General features: G+C 24.5%; 14 protein-coding genes. 6 read left to right on the top strand and 8 right to left on the bottom strand.

Features of this window, described 5'->3' with window-relative positions; all coding sequences use genetic code 11:
- Positions 1–3 precede the first annotated feature (3 nt).
- The 6 genes from pheT (at position 4) to ACKTSI_RS03680 (ending at position 9256) form a co-directional block, all read left to right on the top strand.
- Positions 4–2370, top strand: a complete 2367-nt coding sequence (pheT, locus tag ACKTSI_RS03655) for a phenylalanine--tRNA ligase subunit beta (RefSeq protein WP_407863111.1) — start codon at positions 4–6, stop codon at positions 2368–2370.
- Between the two features lie 13 nt (positions 2371–2383).
- Positions 2384–2914 (top strand): cell division protein ZapA, encoded by a 531-nt coding sequence (gene zapA / locus ACKTSI_RS03660; protein ID WP_288979204.1) that lies wholly within the window; start codon positions 2384–2386, stop codon positions 2912–2914.
- A complete protein-coding gene (locus tag ACKTSI_RS03665; protein ID WP_407863112.1) occupies positions 2904–5258 on the top strand; it encodes an endonuclease MutS2 in 2355 nt (784 codons plus the stop codon). Before zapA ends, ACKTSI_RS03665 begins: the two co-directional genes overlap by 11 nt.
- A gap of 9 nt (positions 5259–5267) precedes the next feature.
- Entirely contained in the window at positions 5268–7004 is a 1737-nt protein-coding gene (gene argS, locus ACKTSI_RS03670; RefSeq protein ID WP_201276006.1) for an arginine--tRNA ligase, read from the top strand.
- A gap of 6 nt (positions 7005–7010) precedes the next feature.
- Positions 7011–8132, top strand: coding sequence for a tetratricopeptide repeat protein (locus ACKTSI_RS03675; RefSeq protein ID WP_308577237.1), 1122 nt, complete (start codon positions 7011–7013; stop codon positions 8130–8132).
- Between the two features lie 149 nt (positions 8133–8281).
- Positions 8282–9256: a tyrosine recombinase XerC gene (locus ACKTSI_RS03680; RefSeq protein WP_068472364.1), complete on the top strand. Its 975-nt coding sequence runs from the start codon at positions 8282–8284 to the stop codon at positions 9254–9256.
- Between the two features lie 47 nt (positions 9257–9303).
- On the opposite strand, the gene efp is transcribed toward ACKTSI_RS03680, so the two are convergent.
- The 8 genes from efp to miaB all read right to left on the bottom strand — a co-directional run bounded on the left by efp (position 9304) and on the right by miaB (position 20075).
- Positions 9304–9861 (bottom strand): elongation factor P, encoded by a 558-nt coding sequence (gene efp, locus ACKTSI_RS03685; RefSeq protein WP_201276005.1) that lies wholly within the window; start codon positions 9859–9861, stop codon positions 9304–9306.
- 81 nt (positions 9862–9942) lie between these two features.
- Positions 9943–11337, bottom strand: a complete 1395-nt coding sequence (locus ACKTSI_RS03690) for a VanW family protein (protein ID WP_407863113.1) — start codon at positions 11335–11337, stop codon at positions 9943–9945.
- 13 nt (positions 11338–11350) lie between these two features.
- Positions 11351–11953: an endonuclease III gene (gene nth, locus ACKTSI_RS03695; RefSeq protein WP_068472497.1), complete on the bottom strand. Its 603-nt coding sequence runs from the start codon at positions 11951–11953 to the stop codon at positions 11351–11353.
- A gap of 114 nt (positions 11954–12067) precedes the next feature.
- A complete protein-coding gene (locus ACKTSI_RS03700; RefSeq protein WP_311526284.1) occupies positions 12068–13348 on the bottom strand; it encodes a methionine gamma-lyase family protein in 1281 nt (426 codons plus the stop codon).
- Between the two features lies 1 nt (position 13349).
- Positions 13350–14291 carry a tRNA (adenosine(37)-N6)-dimethylallyltransferase MiaA gene (gene miaA, locus ACKTSI_RS03705; protein WP_407862528.1) on the bottom strand — a complete coding sequence of 314 codons (942 nt, stop codon included), beginning with the start codon at positions 14289–14291 and terminating at the stop codon, positions 13350–13352.
- A gap of 2 nt (positions 14292–14293) precedes the next feature.
- Positions 14294–16147, bottom strand: a complete 1854-nt coding sequence (gene mutL, locus ACKTSI_RS03710; RefSeq protein WP_407862529.1) for a DNA mismatch repair endonuclease MutL — start codon at positions 16145–16147, stop codon at positions 14294–14296.
- Between the two features lie 13 nt (positions 16148–16160).
- The gene (gene mutS / locus ACKTSI_RS03715; RefSeq protein WP_407862530.1) at positions 16161–18746 is read right to left on the bottom strand and encodes a DNA mismatch repair protein MutS; all 2586 of its coding nucleotides are present in this window, start codon (positions 18744–18746) and stop codon (positions 16161–16163) included.
- A gap of 12 nt (positions 18747–18758) precedes the next feature.
- Positions 18759–20075, bottom strand: coding sequence for a tRNA (N6-isopentenyl adenosine(37)-C2)-methylthiotransferase MiaB (gene miaB / locus ACKTSI_RS03720; protein ID WP_288979480.1), 1317 nt, complete (start codon positions 20073–20075; stop codon positions 18759–18761).
- Positions 20076–20080 lie beyond the last annotated feature (5 nt).

Consider the following 20080-nt stretch of genomic DNA (forward strand, 5'->3'; position numbering starts at 1 on the left):
TATATGTTATTACCGATAAAATGGGCAAAAGAATATATTAATATAGATAATGATATAATGGAAATTTGTGATAAAGTAACTCTTACAGGTTCTCATGTTGAATCCATTGAAAAATTAGGAACTGAATTAGAAAATATTGTAATAGGTAAAATTTTAGAAATTTATAGACATGAAAATTCTAAAAAACTTTGGATTACAAAAGTTGATTTGGGAAATGAAGTAGTTCAAATTGTTACTGCTGCTCAAAATTTAAAGCAATTTGATTATGTTCCGGTTGCAAAAGTTAATTCGACACTTGCTGATGGAACAAAAATTATGGAAGCAAAATTAGGTGGAGAAATTTCACAAGGAATGTTTTGTAGTTATAAAGAATTAGGTTATGCTGATTCGGTTATTCCAAAAGAATATAAAGATGGAGTTTTAAGAATTTTTGATGAAAATATTGTTTTAGGTACAGATATTAGAGAAATTTTAGATTTGAATGATATTGTTGTAGAATTTGAAATTACACCTAATAGACCGGATTGCTTATCTATTGTTGGAATGGCAAGAGAAATTTCTGCAAGTTTTGATAAAGAATTAAATAAAATTAATTTAAAAAATTTAAAAGAAATTGAAAATAAAAGTTCGTTAAATATAAATATTTCAGCAGAAAATTGTAAAAGATATTCTGCTAGTATAATAAAAAATATTAAGATAGAAGAATCAAATAGAAAAATTCAAAATTATCTTTTAAATGCCGGAATAAGACCTATAAATAATATAGTGGATTTAACTAACTTTTTAATGTTAGAATTTGGACAACCTCTTCATGCTTTTGATTTAGATAAGTTAGAAGGAGATATAACTGTTAGAAATGCATTTGAAGGAGAAAAAGTTGTAACTTTAGATGAGGTTGAAAGAACTCTTTCATCAGAAGATATGTTGATTTGCGATTCTGTAAAACCTATAGCTATTGCTGGAGTTATGGGACTTAAAAATTCAGAAATTGATGAAAATACTAAAAATATTTTAGTTGAATCTGCATACTTTACTAAAAAATCAATCAAATCTACTTCAAAAAGATTGGGATTAAAATCTGAGGCGTCTATAAGATATGAAAAAGGATTGACTTCAGAACATACTATAAATGTTTTATCTAGATTTTTATATTTGTTAGAAAAAAATGTAAAATGTGAAATTGATTCAGTATTTGATGTTGATAATGCAAATTTTGTTCCAACTAAAATAGAATTTAATACAAATTTAGTAAAAAGACTATTAGGAGTTGAAATTGAAAATTCAAAGATAGTTAGATATTTAAATTTATTGGAAATCAAAACAGAAGTTAAAGATGATGTTATAATTTGTACTATACCTTATTTTAGAACAGATTTATCTATTCAAGAGGATATTGTTGAAGAAATAGGTAGAATATATGGATTCTCTAATCTTAATCCTACACCTATTTTAGCTCCAAATACGATAGGTAAAAAGAGTAGTAAAAGAGTTTTTGAAGATAAGATAAAAAACATTTTATTAAATTTAGGTTTATATGAAATTACAACTTATTCTTTCATTGGAGGAAATATAATCGGAAAGACAAAGATGAATGATTTAAATACTGTTAAGATTTTAAATCCGTTAGGTGAAGAATTTAGTATTATGAGAAAATCTTTAATTCCAAATATTATTGATGTTTTAGCTAAAAATTTAAATTATAAAAATGATGACTTGTTAGTATATGAGCTTGGAAATACTTTTCATTCAGTTGAAGGAGAAAAAATACCTCTTGAAAAGAAAAAACTTGCTATTGGAGCTTATGGGAAATATGAATTTTATTATTTGAAAGATATAATATTTAATTTGTTAAATATATTAAACATTGAAAATGTTGAATTTGTAAAAAATAATAATATTGAATATTTTCACTCAGGAGTATGTGCTGATGTATTAGCAAATGGCGAAAAGATAGGGGAAATTGGTCAAATTTCTTATGAAGTATGTAAAAATTTCTCAATTAAGAAAAATATATTTGTATGTGAAATTGATATTGAAAAGATAAGAGATAAATCAAGTCTTGTAAAAATTTATGAACCACTTATAAAATATCCGGCTGTAAAGAGAGATTTAGCTTTGGTTGTAGATAAAAATATAGATAGTGGGGAAATAGAAAAAATATTTAAAGAGCATTCAAATAATTTACTTAAAAATGTTGAACTTTTTGATGTTTATATCGGAAATCAAGTGAGTGAAGGAAAGAAATCAATGGCTTATAAATTAACTTTCCAATCTAAAGATAAGACTTTAGTTGATGAAGATATAAATTCTATAATCGATGATATGCTATCTGATTTAAATGAAAAATTAGGAGCAAGTTTAAGGTCATAATTAGGAGAATATTATGAATAATAAAATTAAAGTTAATATTGCAGGAAGTATTTATACAATTATTGGAGAAAAAGATAAATCTGAAGTTGAAGAAATAGCAAATTTTGTTGATGAAGAAATAAAAAAAATAACTTCACAAAATTATTTGTTAAATCCAACTATGGCAGCAACTTTGGTAGCGTTAAATATTTCTAGTGATTATTTTGACTTAAAAAAAGAATTAAATTTAATGAGTGAAGATAGTGATTTTCCTATTAAAAAGCAAGAAGAATTCATAAAGAATACTGAAAAAATCGAAAAGGAAAAAGAAGAATTAAAAGAAAGCTTGAAAGAGTTAACTGATAAAAATAATATTTTAATTCATACTATTAGTACACTTGAGAAAAGATATGAAAATCTTGAAAAAATTTCTTACGATAATTTTTATGAAATAAAACAAAAAGATGAAAAAATTATTGAATTACAAAATGAAATTTCAAAAATAAAAGATGAATATATTAAAAAAATTATAAAAAATGGAGAAATAAATAATAATGAAAAATAAAGTGTTAAAAACTTTAGAATTTTATAAAATTATAAATATGTTATTAGATTGTTCTCAGAGTATAATAGGAAAAAAGTTAATAAAAAATGCTGAAATTTCTACTGATATTATAAAAATTAAAAAATTATTAGATGAAACAGATGAGGCTTATAGATTTATAATGAAACATAAGACTCCTGCTATTTCTAACATTAATGATTTAGAAGAAGATTTTAAACTTTTAGAAGTTGGACGTTTTTTTACAATTAGAAAACTTCTAGAAGTTTGGAAACTTTTGAATACATCAAGATTTTTAAAAAATTTAATTTCTAGTGATGATGAAGTTGAGTATGAAAATATTTTTGGACTTTTAAATTCCTTAAATGTTAATACTCAACTTGAAAGAGATTTAGAAGTTTCAATAATATCAGAAGAAGAAATTTCTGATGATGCAAGTCCTGAACTTAAAAGGATAAGAAGAATGATTAAGTCTAAAAATGATTTAATTAGAGATAGACTTAATCAACTTATTTCTACATCAGATAAATTGATGGATAATATTTATACTTTAAGAGATGGTAGATATGTTGTTCCCGTAAGAAGTGAGTTTAAAAATTCATTTAAAGGTATTGTTCACGACCAATCCGCATCAGGACAAACTGTTTTTATTGAACCGATGTTTGTTGTTGATTTGAATAATGATTTAAAAAAATTAGAAATCGATGAAGAAAAAGAAATTGAAAGAATATTGATTGAATTTTCTAATCGTATTTTAGAAATTTTACCGGAATTATTATCAAATTTAGACATAATCGCTAATATAGACTTTATATTTGCAAGAGGAAAACTTGCATATAATATGGAGGCTAGTAAGCCATTAATTAATGATAAAGGTATTATTAATTTGAAATTAGCAAGGCACCCGTTAATAGACAAGGATAAAGTTGTACCGATTGATATTTCTCTTGGTGGTAATTTTAATACTTTGGTAATAACAGGGCCTAACACAGGTGGTAAAACTGTTACTTTAAAAACTGTTGGTTTATTAACCTTAATGACTCAATTTGGACTTATGATACCTTGTTTTGATAATTCAGAAGTTGCTATATTTACTGAATTATTTGCCGATATTGGTGATGAACAGAGTATAGAACAATCTTTAAGTACTTTTTCTTCACATATGAAAAATATAATAGAAATAATAGATAATGCTAAAGAAAATTGTTTGGTTTTATTTGATGAATTAGGTTCAGGTACAGATCCGGAAGAAGGTTCAGGACTTTCTATTTCTATTTTGAATTATTTTTTAGAAAAAAACATTAGGACTATTGCAACAACTCATTATAGTCAATTAAAAATGTATGCGATGTCAACTGAAAACGTCCAAAATGCAGCTATGGAGTTTGATGTTGAAAAATTAGAACCAACTTATAAGTTAATAATTGGAGTTTCAGGAAAATCAAATGCATTTGAAATTTCTAAAAAATTAGGACTTGATGAAAGTTTTATTATAAATGCTAAAAAATTTATATCTAACAACGAAATCTCTTTTGATAAACTTGTTAGTAATGTAGATAATAGACGTAAGGAATATGAAAATCTTATTATCGAGCAAAGAGAAATATTAGATTATAATAAAAAAATTAAAGAAGAGTATGAAGAAAAATTAGAAAAATTTAATATACAAAAAGAGAAAAAAATAAAAAAATTAGAAGAATATATTGAAAATTCAATATATGAAACAGATAAGTTTTGTAAAGAAACTATCAAAGATATAAACAAGGCTAAATCAAAGCAAGAGTCTGTAAAATTAAGAAAAATTTCTGAAGAAATATTTAAAAAGACAGATAAAATTAATCATTCCAGAATGTTAAAAAGCAAAAATAATGTAAACATATTGAATGAGCCTTTAATGTTAGGAGAAGAAATTAAAGTTCTTAGTTTAAATGAAAATGGATATGTTCAAACATTGCCTGATAAAAATGGTAATTTACAGGTTAAAATTGGTATTTTAAAGGTAAATGCTAATATTAGCGATATAATTAGAATTGAAAAAATAATAGATGATTCTAAAGAAAAAACGTCTTATTCAAAGACTACTTTTATTAAGAGTGATAAAATGTATGATAATAAAATTGATGTAAGGGGTTTTAATACTGAAGATGCTATTTATGAAATAGATAAGTTTTTAGATGACTCTTTTATAGCGAATTTGAATGAAGTTACTATTATACATGGGAAAGGTACTGGAATTTTAAGAAATAACATATCTGATTTTCTAAAAAGACATAAATTAGTTAAGTCTTTTAGCTTTGGGAAAATTAATGAAGGTGGCGATGGTGCTACCGTTGTAAAATTAAAATAGGAGTATATTATGATAAATTTTAAAGACATAGTTGTAAATACTATCTTTGACTTAGATATAAATTTAAGTAAAGAAGAAATTAAAGAATTAATAGAAATTCCACCTAATGCTGAAATGGGAGATTTTTCGTTTCCTTGTTTTAAGTTATCAAAAATTTTAAGAAAAGCTCCAAATATGATTTCTGAAGAATTGGTTGGTAAAATTAAATTAGAAAATACTATATTTTTAGATGTAAAAAATGTTGGACCTTATATAAATTTCTTTATTAAACCTTCAGAGTTTTCTAAAAATGTTATAAATGAAATCTTTGAAAAAAAAGAAAATTATGGTTCGTCAAATGATAATTTAGATAAAACAATAGTAATTGATTATTCTTCTACTAATATTGCTAAACCGTTCCATATCGGTCATATTAGGAGCACTTTAATTGGTAATGTAATAAAGAACATATATAAATTTTTGGGTTATAACACAGTTGGAGTAAATCATCTTGGAGATTATGGCACACAATTCGGTAAAATAATTGCCGCTTATAAAATATGGGGTAATGATGATGAGATAAATGCAGATCCTATAAATCAACTTTTGAAATTATATGTTGACTTTAACAATCTTTGTAAAACTGATGAAGAAATGCTTGAAACGGCTAGAGATTATTTCAATAAATTAGAAAATGGTGATGAAGAATCTGTAAGACTTTGGAATTGGTTTAAAGAAATAAGTTTATTAGAATTTCAAAAGGTTTATGATAAACTAAAAGTTGAATTTGATTCATATAGAGGTGAGGCATATCATTCACAATTTATTGATGATGTAGTTAAGGAATTGGAAGATAAGGATTTATTGGTTGAAAGTGAAGGCTGTAAAATCGTAAATTTAGATAAATATAATCTACCTCCAGCGCTAATATTAAAGAGTAATTCTTCTAGTACATATATAACTAGAGACATTGCAACTGCCTTAACTAGGAAGAAAGATTATGAATTTGATAAAAATATTTATGTTGTAGCCACTCAACAAAAATTACATTTTCAACAATTAAAAGCTGTTCTTGAAGAAATGGGATATGAATGGGCTAAAGACTGTATTCACGTTTCTTTTGGTATGGTTAGTGTTAAAGATGACCTTTTAGGTACTTCTGCAAAACTTAGTACAAGAGACGGAAATGTTATATTTTTAAATGATGTTCTTGAAAAAAGTGTCGAAAAAACTTTAGAAATTATAAATGAGAGAAATAGTTCTCTTGAAAATAAAGAAGAAATTGCAAAAGAGGTAGGTATCGGAGCGATTATATTCCAAGAACTGTTTAATACTAGAATTAAAGATTACGCTTTTGATTGGAATAATGTATTAAATTTTGATGGAGAAACTGGACCTTATGTTCAATATTCTGCAGCGAGAGCTAATAGTATATTAGAAAAAAATAATTTTTATTCAAAGTTAGATTCTGTTGATATTTCAAAATTTGAAAATTATGAAATGAATATTGATGAATTAACTTTAGTTAAAGCTATTTATAAATTTGAAGATATTTTGCAAGAATCTGCTAAAAAATATGAACCTTCAATACTAGCTAGATATATAACTGAAATAGCAAAATTATTCAATAAATTTTATAATTCATGTCCAATAAATAATCAAGAAGAATATATTAAAGAATTTAGATTAATTTTAACTTATTGTACAAGATTGCTTATAGAAATCGGCTTAGGGCTTTTAGGTATGGATACTCCTAAAAAAATGTAGGTGAATATGGATAATTTGTATAATTATTTTGAAAAATTTTCTGAAAAAATATATTTTCTTACTATAAAAGAAATTGAAATTAATGGAAATCTATATAAAAATATAGATTTTCCAATTAATTCAGATGTACTTTTAGAAAATATAAAAAATAATAAATTCAACGAAAATATCAATTTAGAATATTTTTTTGAAGGAATTTTATTATTAAATGGTATAAATTCAAATTTTGATAATATAGAACTTTTAAATGATTTTATTAAATCTAAAAAAATTAATCTGATAGATTTTACAAAATCTAAAATTCGTTTTAATGATGAAAAGTTTGAAAACATAATTTACAATTTATTAATTGTTAGAGGTTTATTTAATTTAGAAATTTATGATGATTTTATTTTAAAAATCTATATTAAATATCTTCTAATGATATTAGATTATATTGATAACAACTATTATAATATTTTTTTGAATGAAATAAAGGTTTTATTATCAGATTTAGAAAAAAAGGATTCAGAAGATTATTTACTAAATATGCTTTATGGTGATTTATTTGTAAAAGAAAAATTTTATATAAAAGCAAATTTATTTTATAAAAAGGCTATTACAAATTCTAATTTTTCCATTGATAACATTATCAAGAAAAAAATATCGGAAATTGATACAAAAGTAAAAATTGAAGAAATTTTACAACTTGTTGATAAATTTAGATATGAAGAATGTTATGAGCTTTTAGAAAATATAGACAAAACTTCGTTAGATAAAGAAGATTCTTATTGGATTGCTTATATATATAACAAATTGAATGAAATTGAAAAATCTATTGAGTATTATGAAAAATCATTGGATTTAAACGCCGATTTTTTGAATATTTTTATAGAATTGGGGTTATTATATTACAAAACAGAAAAAGTCGAAAAATCACTAAAAATTTTCGAAAGAGGACTATCTATATATATTGATGATGAAAAATTGCTATTTAATAAGATAGTATTGGAATTAAAACTAAAAAAATACCAAAAAGCTAAGGATGATATAGATAAATTGTTATTGTATGAAGATTTAGATAATTCTATAATGAACGATATATTGTACTTAAAAGAATTGTATAAAGAAGAGTTGGAGTTAGAATAAAAAAACTTGACTTAACTTTTAAAATATAATATAATTGAAATGTAAATAGAGTAGAGGTCGAAAAAAATCTCTTCTTTATTTTAATTAAATTTATTTTCGCAAAATTATAGTTTTGCGAAAATAATGTAAAAAATATTAGAGGAGATTGTATGATACATTTTGATGATTGTCCAACGATTTTAGATGACTATTTAAATTATTTATTGACTATTAAAGGTCGTTCAAATTTAACGGTTAAAGAATATTATTATGATTTAAAAAGATTTTTAAAATTTATTATAATGCGAAAAAAATTATTTGGATATAATTTAGAATCAGATATAAATTCTGTACCTATTTTATCAATTAATAAACGAGATATTTCTGATATAGATATTACAGATTTGCACGCCTATATATCTTTTTGTGATTCTAATTATAATGATTCAACAAAAACTAAAGCGAGAAAAATTTCAGCTATAAAATCATGGTTTAAATATCTACATAATACAGTTGAATTAATTGATAAAAATCCTTCAGAAAAGCTGGAATTACCGAAATTACAAAAAAGAAATCCTATATATCTCACTTTATCTGAATCTGAAAAACTTATAAACGCCATAAAAGAAGAAAAAAATGAATTTAACAGAGCTAGAGATTTATGTATAATTTTAATATTTTTAACTTGTGGACTTAGAATTTCTGAGCTTACAGGTATTAATATCGAATCTATAAAAGAAGATAAATTAAGTGTTATAGGAAAAGGAAATAAAGAAAGAATTGTTTTTCTAAACGAAAATTGTATTTATGCAATAAAAAGTTATTTACAACTTAGACCTGTAACAAAAGATACAACTGCCCTATTCATAAGTTCACATAATAAAAGGATTTCTAATCGTTCAATTCAATTAAGGTTGAAAAAATATATATTATTATCAGGATTAGACCCTAAAATATATACTCCACATAAACTTAGACACACAGCCGCTACACTTATGTATAAATATGGAGATGTTGATATAAGAACAATTCAAAGCATTCTTGGTCATACAAGTGTCGCTACAACACAAATATACACCCATTTAGATGATGATGATATTAAAAAAGGAATTTCAAAAAATCCGATTTCAAAATTGAAAATATAAGTACAAAAAAGACAAGTTTTAAAAACTTGTCTTTAATATTTTAATTATTAAACTCTTGAAAGATATTCATTAGTTCTTGTATCAATTTTAATTTTATCTCCATTGTTTATGAATAAAGGAACTGTAACAACTGCTCCTGTTTCAACTTTAGCCGGTTTATTTGCTCCGGTAGCTGAATCTCCCTTAACACCAGGTTCAGTTTCAACAACTTCTAATTCAACAAAGTTTGGTGCATTAACTTGAAATGCCTTTCCATCATGGAATCTTATTGTTGCATTATCATTTTCTCTTAAATATAGAAGAGCATCTTCAACTACATCAAAGTTTAATGGTAATTGTTCATAAGTTTCAGTATCCATAAAATAATATAATTCACCATCTGAATATAAATATTGCATTTCTTTTGTTTCAATCTTAGCGATTTCATATTTGTCATTTGGGTTGAAAGTCATTTCTCTTGAACCACCACTTTTAACTGACTTTATTTTTGTTCTTACAAACGCAGCTCCTTTTCCAGGTTTAACATGTTGAAAATCTATAATTTGATATACATCTCCATCCATTTCAAATGTTGTCCCTTTTCTAAAATCTCCTGCTGATATCATTAATTTCCTCCTAATTTTATAAATAATCTATCAATAATTATAACATATTATTTGATAAATATCCATATTTAAATTTATTTTTTAATCATTTTCTTTTTCTTTTTCTTCAGTAGGTTCCTTTTTAGTACCTACTTTAACAACTTGTTTTTTAGGTTTATAGTAATCGCTATTTAGTAAAACAGCCTCTCCGTTTCCTCTTTTTATATATGATGACCCTCTATATCCATTAAATCCTTTTTCAACGATTACTTTTTCTCCTTCGGGAAGTTCCGGATCTTCAATTTCTTCTATTGGCATTGGAATTGTTGATACTCCAGATGTAAATAATGAAATTTTATAATTTTTCTTATCTGTATCTCCAAAAATTTTAAAAGTTAAACTCCCGTTTGAAACATAACTTTTTATAATTATGGGAAAATCAAAATTATTTTTAAATTTTAAATCACTAGAACCGGCATAATACATCGCGTCCAATCCAATAGTACAGTAAGCAACTCTCATAGAGTGTTGATTTCTTTCTACTATTTTTAAATCTGATTTTACTAAAGCTTGATATAATGTAGAACTAACCTGACAAATACCTCCACCTATTGAATCTACTACCTTATCATTAACAAAGGTACCTGCAGGTTTATATCCAGTACTACTAGAAACTTCTCCTAAAACATTTGTGAATGAAAAGGTCTCTCCAGGATTTACTACAAACTCGTTCATTTTATTTGCTGCAATTTTTATATTTGTATTTCTATTAGGTTGGTAATCAAATTTTGTAGTAGCTTCACCAATAACTCCTTTTATAGAAGATACTAAATTTCTATCAAGTTTTTTATATTCAGTAACGGAAACAGGTATTTCTAAATTAAATTTTACAGGAATAGCTTTAAAATTATTTATTATTTTTTCTGTTTCAACTTTAATTCCTAATTTTCCATCAATTACTGATGCTTTTTCTTTTGAAAAATCAATCTTTTCATCAACGGGTTCTGAATTTAATTTTTCAGAAACTTCTTTTATTATTTCATTTAATTTTTCAAGATTATAACTAGATTTTACTTCAAAATTTTTAGGATTAGCTAATAAATTTTTTAAAGTTTCTATTCTTTCTTCAGCATTACCACTTCTTCCCAGCTTGAATGCTTCATTTACTAAATTTTCATAATCGTATGAAAATTCTATATCTTTAGGGATAAAATTTTTTACATAATCATTATACTTAAATGTAAATTTATCTTCTACTTGTAAATTCTCTTTAATTTTGTTTATAGCTTCTTCTTTTGTTAAATCTTTTAAATCGATATTATTAATTGAAATACCTTCATAAAACTTATCATAAGATAAAATCTCTTCTTTTGTTAATGATTTTGTATTTCCACTAGCATTTCTTAAAGGATGTCTATTTATGTAAAAGTAAATAGATACTCCTGCCACAATAAGCAATATTCCGAATATAATAAATATTTTTAAATATTTTTTCATAAAACCTCCCGGCCTATAAATTTTTGAAATATAAGCATTCAGAATTTATCATACAATTTTCACAATCTGGCTTTCTAGATTTACATAATCTTCTGCCATGAAAAATAAATAAATGATGCGCCTTATTCCAAGTAGATTTTTTTAATTTTTTCATAAGTGATAATTCAGTATCTAAAACATTATCTTCATTTACTATCCCAATCCTATTAGTTACTCTAAAAACATGTGTATCAACTGCAAGAGATGGAATATTAAAAGCACAAGACCTAACAACATTTGCTGTTTTTCTTCCAACACCTGGTAAAGTTGTTAAATCTTCCATATTCGTTGGAACTTCTGAGTTATATTTTTCCACCAAGATTTTACAAGTTTCTAAAATATTTTTACTTTTTGAATTATAAAAACCACAACTGTGTATATATTTTGATAAACCGTCTATATCTAGAGTTAAAAATTCCTTAGGAGTTTTAAAATCTTTAAATAATTTTTCAGTAACTTTATTTACTCTAACATCAGTACATTGAGCTGATAGTATGGTTGCTATTAACAGTTCAAAACTATTAGAAAAATTAAGTTCCGGTTTTGCATCCGGATACAATGTTTCAAGTTTTTTCATTACAATATTTATCTTATCTTTTGATAAAGATTTCAAATAATCACCTGCTTTGTTTTATTATATCATATTTTAAAAAATTTTTAATAAAAAAAGTAAAAATTTTTTAAATTGATTTTATATATCTAAATATTTTTTATCATAAAAAATATTTAATACATTCATTAGAGCTATTTTTGTTTGATAAAAACTAAGCCCACCTTGATAATATACATTAAAAGGTTCTCTTAGTGGGCCATCAGCACTTAATTCTATACTTGAACCATCTATAAAGCTACCTGAAGCCATAATAATTTTATCAGAATAACCCGGCATATCCCAAGGATAAGGTATAACATGACTATCTACACAACAAAACTCTTGTATTGCTCTACAAAAGTCTATAACTTTATTTTTGTCTTTTAAAGTTATTACTTGGATAATATCACTTCTATCTTCATTAAATTTAGGTATTGTTTCATATCCTGATTTTTCAAAAACATAGGCTAAGAGTTTAGCACTTTTTACTGCCTCTAAAACTATATGAGGAGCAAAGTATAAGCCTTGAACAATGGCTCTAGTAGTTCCAAAACTAACACCTACATGCTTTCCAAGACCTGGAGAAGTTAGTCTATTTGAAATAGAATCTATAATTTCTGTTGAATTTGATACAACATATCCCCCATTTAAAGTAATTCCTGCTCCTAAATTTTTTAACAATGAGCCAACAACTATATCTGCCCCAACTTCTATTGGTTCTTTCTTTTCAACGAATTCGCAGTAACAATTATCTATCATTATTAATATATTTGGATATTTTTCTTTTATTTTTTTTATTGCAAACTCTAATTCACTAATAGAAATACATCTTCTACTACTATATCCGGCAGACCTTTGAATAGCCAATAATTTAGTATTTTCATTTATTTTTGATAATACAGTTTCTATATCAATTTTATTATCTACCAAATCAACTTTATTATATTTTATTCCATAGTCTAAAAGCGTTCCTTTTTCTTCTCCAGAAATACCTATAACTTTTAGAAGTGTATCATAAGGAGTTCCGGTTATATAAATAAACTCATCATTAGGTAATAAAGTACCTTGCAAAGCTAAAGCTATTGCATGAGTGCCACAAGTGATTTCTTGTCTAACAATGGCATCTTTAGCTTTAAAAATATCGCAATAAATTCTTTCTAGTTTTTCTCTGCCAAAATCACCGTAACCATATCCTGTTGTCCACGAAAAATCAGTAGCAGATAATTTTTGTTTTTTAAAAGCATTTAAAACTTTTAGCTGATTATATTCTTCAATCTCTTTTAAATTTTCAAAATCTTTTTCTATATCTTTAACACAATTATTTACAAATTCAATGATTTTAGAGTTAAAGCTAAAATCAGTATCTAAATATTTTTCCAATTTATAAATCTCCTTCTGATAAAAACTTACTTATCAATTCTTTTGAATTACTTAAAACATAATCATATCCATTTTCTACATCAATCCAATTTATATTTTCATTTTTATTAAACCAAGTGAATTGCCTTTTTGCATATTTTCTGGAATTTTGTTTTATATTTTCAATACATTCTTCAATGGTGATTTCATTTTTTAAGTAAGGAATAAACTCTTTATATCCTATTGCAGTAAATGGTTGAGAATTTTCTCCATATTTTTTATATAATTCTGTAACTTCTTCTACTAAACCATTATCAATCATTATATCAACACGAGAATTTATTCTATCATATAATATTTTTCTGTCTAAAGTTAAACCAATTACTAATGAATCATATTTTTTGGTATTATTTTCGTAGTCATTACATTGTTTAGAAAATTCTTTTTTTGTATTCAAGCAGACTTCTATTGCCCTAATTACTCTTTTTACATTGTTTTTATGAATTTTTTCTTTACAAGAATAGTCTAAGTATAACAACAAATCATAAAGCAAATCTTTACCGTTTTTTTCGTAAAATTCAACTATTTTATCTCTTAGTTCAGTTGATTGTTCGGAATCTGTAAATTTTAAATCATATATAATAGAATTTACATAAAGTCCTGTTCCACCAACAAATATTGGAATATTTTTATTTGAATATATTTTTCCAATACATTCTTCAGCCATATTTTTATATTCAGAAACATTAAAATTTTGATTTCCATCTAAAATATCAATCATATAATGATTAATTCCATCAGTTTCTTCATTAGTAACTTTTGCTGTTCCAATATTAAATTCTTTATATATTTGCATAGAATCACAAGAAATAATTTCTCCTGAAAACTCTTTAGCTATATCTACACCTAATTTTGTTTTTCCAACAGATGTTGGCCCAACAATAAATATTAATTTCTTTTTCATATTTAATCCTTAAAAAATAACTTTTCAAAATCTTCTTTAGATATTTTTCTTAATATTTTTTTATCATAGAAATTTATATCTAAATTAATTTTAGAAAGTTGTACTAGTAACTCATTTATTTCAAAATCTGTTAAATTAACATTTATTCTTTTTTTACAAATCATTTTATACAAAGAATTTTCAAAAGTATCGTTATTTTTTAACAATATTTCATTAAACATTGCTCTTATATCTTCTTTATCTAAATTATTATTTAACAAATTAGGCATTGTTCTTATTGCAATAGAATCTTCATCAAAAATATCAGCCTCTATACCTAAATCATCTAAATTAGTCTTTATATCATTAAACACATTCATTTCATACTCATTTAATTCTAAAATTATAGGAAATAGAAGTATTTGTTTTGTTACAGTATGGTTATTGTATTCATTCAATAAATTTTCATATAATATCCTGTATTTTGCATTTAAAATATCCAAAATTATTAATTCATCTTTATCTGATAATAAAATATATTTTGAAAAAATCATTCCTAATAAATTATAATCTAGAATATTTTTTGATATATTTTCTTTTTGGTCTAACTGTATTTGAGTTAAAATAGGATCTATTTCTACTTTTTCTTCTTCTATGATATAATTTTCTATATTATCATCTTCATTTATAGTTTGTATGTCATCTTGATTAACTTTGAACAAATCATCGTAAGAAAATTTATTTATAATATTTTTTACACTATAATCCTCATCGTAAATTATCGTTTCAACAATATCTTCATCTGTTGAATTATCATTTTTAGTATTTTTTTCTTCATTATATAAAATTTTTTCCTTTTGTTCTTCCTTAGAAGAAATAAAATCACTTGTAGTATTTTCTATCACTATATCAGTAATATTATTATTTAATAAATTCAATAATTTATCTTCAAAAACAAATTTTATTTTTCGTTTATTAGGGTGAACATTTATATCTATTAAATTTGGATTGACTTCAATAAATATTATAAATGCTGGAAATTTTCCCTTCGGTATTAAAGAAGAAATAGATTTTTCAATTATATTTCTTATTTTTTCATCAAAAATATATCTTCCATTTACAAATAAAAATTGTGAACTTCTAGTACCTTTATAAAAATGATTATTTGAAATATATCCATAAATTTTGTAATCTGAATCATTAATATCAATAGGAATCAAATTTTTATAAAGTTCATCTTTAAAGATATACTTTATATTGTCTTTTAATGTGTTTTTTTCATTGGTTTCAAAAACAACTTTAGAATCTTTAATATATTTAAAAGATATTTTTTGATTTGCAAGCGCAAAAGAATACATTAAAGTTGTTATTATTGAATTTTCATAAGCATCAGATTTTAAAAACTTTTTTCTAATTGGAACATTATAAAATAAATCTCTAATATAAATTGTCGTTCCTAGATTCATTCCAATTTTATTTTTTCTAATGATTTTATTATTTTCAAGATAACAATGTATTCCAAATTCACTATTTTTTGTTCTAGTATTTATATCTACCTTAGAAACAGCAGAAATACTGGCTAACGCTTCTCCTCTAAAACCATAAGAAAGAATTGAATATATATCTTCAAAATTATTCAATTTAGAAGTTGCGTGTTTTGTAAAAGCAAGTTCTATATCATCTTCCTCTATGCCACAGCCATTATCAGAAATCATAATTTCTTTTTTTCCAGCATTTTTAATTTCAACTTTAATGAAAGTAGCTCCGGAATCTATTGAATTTTCAACTAACTCTTTTATTACAGAGTATGGATTTTCTACAACCTCACCGGCTGCAATTTTTTGAATTGTATCTTCTGATAATAATTTTATAGACATATAAATCTCCTAACTAATTTTCATCTTTTTTAGCCATATTTATTAAATCATTTAATATTCCAAAAGCTTCTATCGGGCTTATCTTTTCTATATTTATATTACTCAAATTAGTAATTATAGTATTATTTACTTTAGAAGTCGTTTCATTTGATGATTTAAGAATATCTTTTTCTATTTCAACTTCTTTCTTTTCAATACTATCTAAAATATTTTTTGAACGATTTATAACATCAATAGGTAGTCCTGCAAGTTTTGCAACTTCAATACCATAGCTTTTATTCGCTCCCCCATTCATTATTTTTCTTAAAAAGACTATATCATCATTTTCTTTATCTTCAATAACTTCTATATGCTTATTTTTTATATTCGGAAAAATATTTTCTAAGTCAATTAATTCGTGATAATGCGTAGCAAATAATGTTTTAGATTTTATATTTTTTGAAATGTATTCAACAATAGCCCAAGCTAAACTCAATCCATCAAAAGTAGAAGTTCCCCTACCAACTTCATCAAGGATAAGTAAGCTATTTTTAGTTGCATATCTTAAAATATTATTAACTTCTTTCATTTCTACCATAAATGTACTTTCACCTTTATATAGATTATCTGATGCCCCTATACGAGTAAATATTTTATCTACAATAGAAATATTTGCACTACTTGCAGGCACGAATGAACCTATCTGAGCAAGTATAACTATGAGAGCGACTTGTCTAATATAAGTAGATTTGCCACTCATATTTGGACCTGTTATAATTTGAATCAAATTATCTTTTTGTCCTATATTCGTATCATTTGGAATAAATTCATTTATCGAACTTAAAAAGCTTTCTATAACAGGGTGTCTTCCATCTTTTATATCTAATATTCCTTCGTTGTTCAATGTTGGTTTGCAATAATTATTTTTAAATGCAACAACAGATAAAGAAAAAATAGAATCTATAAAAGAAATCATATCCGATAATTTTTGTAGCCTTTTTATATTCAATTTTATAGTATTTCTTATAGCGACAAATAATTCATATTCCTTTTCTACAACATCGCCTTCTGAACCGAAAATCATATTTTCTATAATAGTAAGTTCATTTGTTTTATATCTATTTGCATTAGTTAAAGTTTGCTTTAATTCAAAATAATCTGGAACTAGATTTTGATAAGATTTAGTAACTTCAAAAAAATAACCTGTTTTTTTATTAAATACTAGTCTTAAATTTTTTATACCAGTAATATTTCTTTGTTCTACTTCATATTGAATTAATCTTTCTTTTCCAACAATCTTATTATTTCTAATTAAATCTAATTCTTCATCATATCCTACTTTAATAAGATTACCATCTTTTATTAGCATTCCAACATCTTCAAGTATTGATGAATCTATGAGATTATAAATATCTTTAGTTTCCGGAATATTTGAAACAATATTTGAAAATAAAGTATTACTATTTAAAAATAAATTTTTCATTTTTGGAATACTAGATAAAGAATTTTTTAGATGAATTAAATCTCTACCATTACAATTTCCAAAAGAAATTTTTGAATTAATTCTTTCAATATCTGAAATATTACTCAACAATTCTTCTAATTCATTTCTAAAATTAGAATTTAAAACCAATTCTTCAACTAAAGATTGTCTTCTAACTATTTTATCAATTTCAAGAAGAGGTTGGTCTAACCACTTATTTAATAATCTAAATCCCATAGGAGTTTTTGTATAGTTTATAACAGAAAGTAAAGAACCTTTAATATCATTACTGAAATTATTTTTCTTTAATTCTAAATTAATCCTTGAATTTGCATCTATTCTTAAATAATCACTTAATTCATATATGTTTACATTTTTGAAATCATTTAATTTTACATTGAATCTACATACATAACTATAAAAATTATCTATTGAAAAGAGTAATATCTTATTATTTAGATTATCTAAGTAAAATTGTTCATTATTTTCCTTCAAAGATTTAAAATTATGGTCAATATCTACTTTAGTATAAATAATTCTCAAATTTTTAAATAATTTAATAACACTTTTTTCTAAAGATTTTAATATATTTGAATTTATTATAATTTCAGAAGGATTTGTACGAATTACTTCTTCTTCTAATACACTAATTAAATTATCTCTATTCATTTCAAAAATATTAGTGCAAAATATTTCACTTGTAGAAATATCAGAATATGTAATACTTAAATTCGTAGAATCCATATACACACTCATAATATAATTATTTTTATTAGTAGCTAATTCATCAAATTCATCAATAGTTCCCGGAGTAACTAATTTAATAACTTCTCTTTTTACAATTCCTTTTGCAAGTTTAGGGTCTTGAACTTGTTCACATATAGCAACTTTAAAACCTTGAGAAACTAATTTATATAAATATTGATTTACTACATGATGTGGAATTCCACACATTGGTGCTCTTTCTCCACCACCACAATCTCTTTTTGTTAGTGCTAAATCTAATATTTTTGAAACAATTTTCGCATCATCAAAAAACATTTCATAAAAATCACCTAATCTATAAAAAATAATACAATCACTATAATTAGACTTAACTTCTAAATATTGTTTCATCATTGGTGTAAAATTACTCATATTAACTCCTTATTAAAGCATTTCTCCTTCAAGTGCAAATGAATTATGTCCAGTTATTTTAACATTTACCAGCTGTCCAATATTTCTTGAACCACCTTTAAAATGTACTAATTTATATCCTCTAGTTCTTCCTGTTAAAATTTCAGGATTATTTTTACTAGGACCTTCAACAAGCACTTCGAGAGTTTGTCCTAAGCACTCTTTATTTTTTTCATAAAATATTTTATACATTGAGTCAACTAATCTTTGGAATCTTTCTTGTTTTACATCATGAGGTATTTGGTCTTGCATTTCAGCAGCTTTTGTACCTTTTCTTATAGAATATAAGAAAGTAAAACCTTGGTCATATCCAACTTCTTCAACTAAACTTAAAGTATCTTGAAAATCTTCTTCTGTTTCTCCTGGGAATCCAACAATTATATCTGTTGAAAGTGTAATATTTGGTACTTTTTCTTTAAGTTTTCTAATAAGTTCTAGATAATGTTCTCTTGTATAAATTCTATGCATATTTTTTAATATTCTATTACTACCTGATTGGAAAGGTAGATGAATATTTTCGCATACTTTATCTAAATTTGCTATTGCATCGATTAGCTCATCTGAACAATCTTTAGGATGACTTGTTAAAAATCTTATTCTTTCTATCCCTTCAATTTCATTAACCATCTTTAACAATTCTGGGAAAGTAACTCTTGGTCTTAAAGTTTTTCCATAAGAGTTAACATTTTGTCCTAATAAAGTTATTTCTTTATATCCTTTTTTTGCCAATTCTTTTATTTCATTAATTATACTTTCCGGAGTTCTACTAATTTCTTTTCCTCTGGCATAAGGAACTATGCAGAAAGTACAATAGTTATTACAACCGGTCATTATATTTACATAAGCAATAAATGGATGCTCTCTGTTTATTGGAGTTTCATCATCTATAATATCTTCTTCCTCTATGTCAACAATAACTTCTCCAGTACTTCTGTGTCTTGCAACAAGGGATGGTAGCCTTGAAATGTTCTTAGTTCCAAAAATTATATCAACATGTTTATATTTTGAAATTATAGTTGCTCTTGCATCTCCTGTTTGCATCATACAACCACAAACAGCTATAATCATTTCTGGTTTCTTTCTTTTTAAATTTTTCAATGCTCCTAGTTGTCCGTAAACTTTAAGTTCTGCATTTTCTCTAACTAAACATGTATTATAAATTATAAAATCTGATTTTTCAATATCATTTTCTTTTGTATAACCTAAAGATTCTAACAGATAAGCTATTTTTTCTGAATCGTGATGATTCATTTGACAACCATAAGTTATAATTGTATATTTTTTATTCAAAAATT

The sequence above is a fragment of the Parvimonas parva genome, assembly GCF_045866535.1.
In the GTDB taxonomy this organism is placed as follows: Bacteria; Bacillota; Clostridia; order Tissierellales; family Peptoniphilaceae; genus Parvimonas; species Parvimonas parva.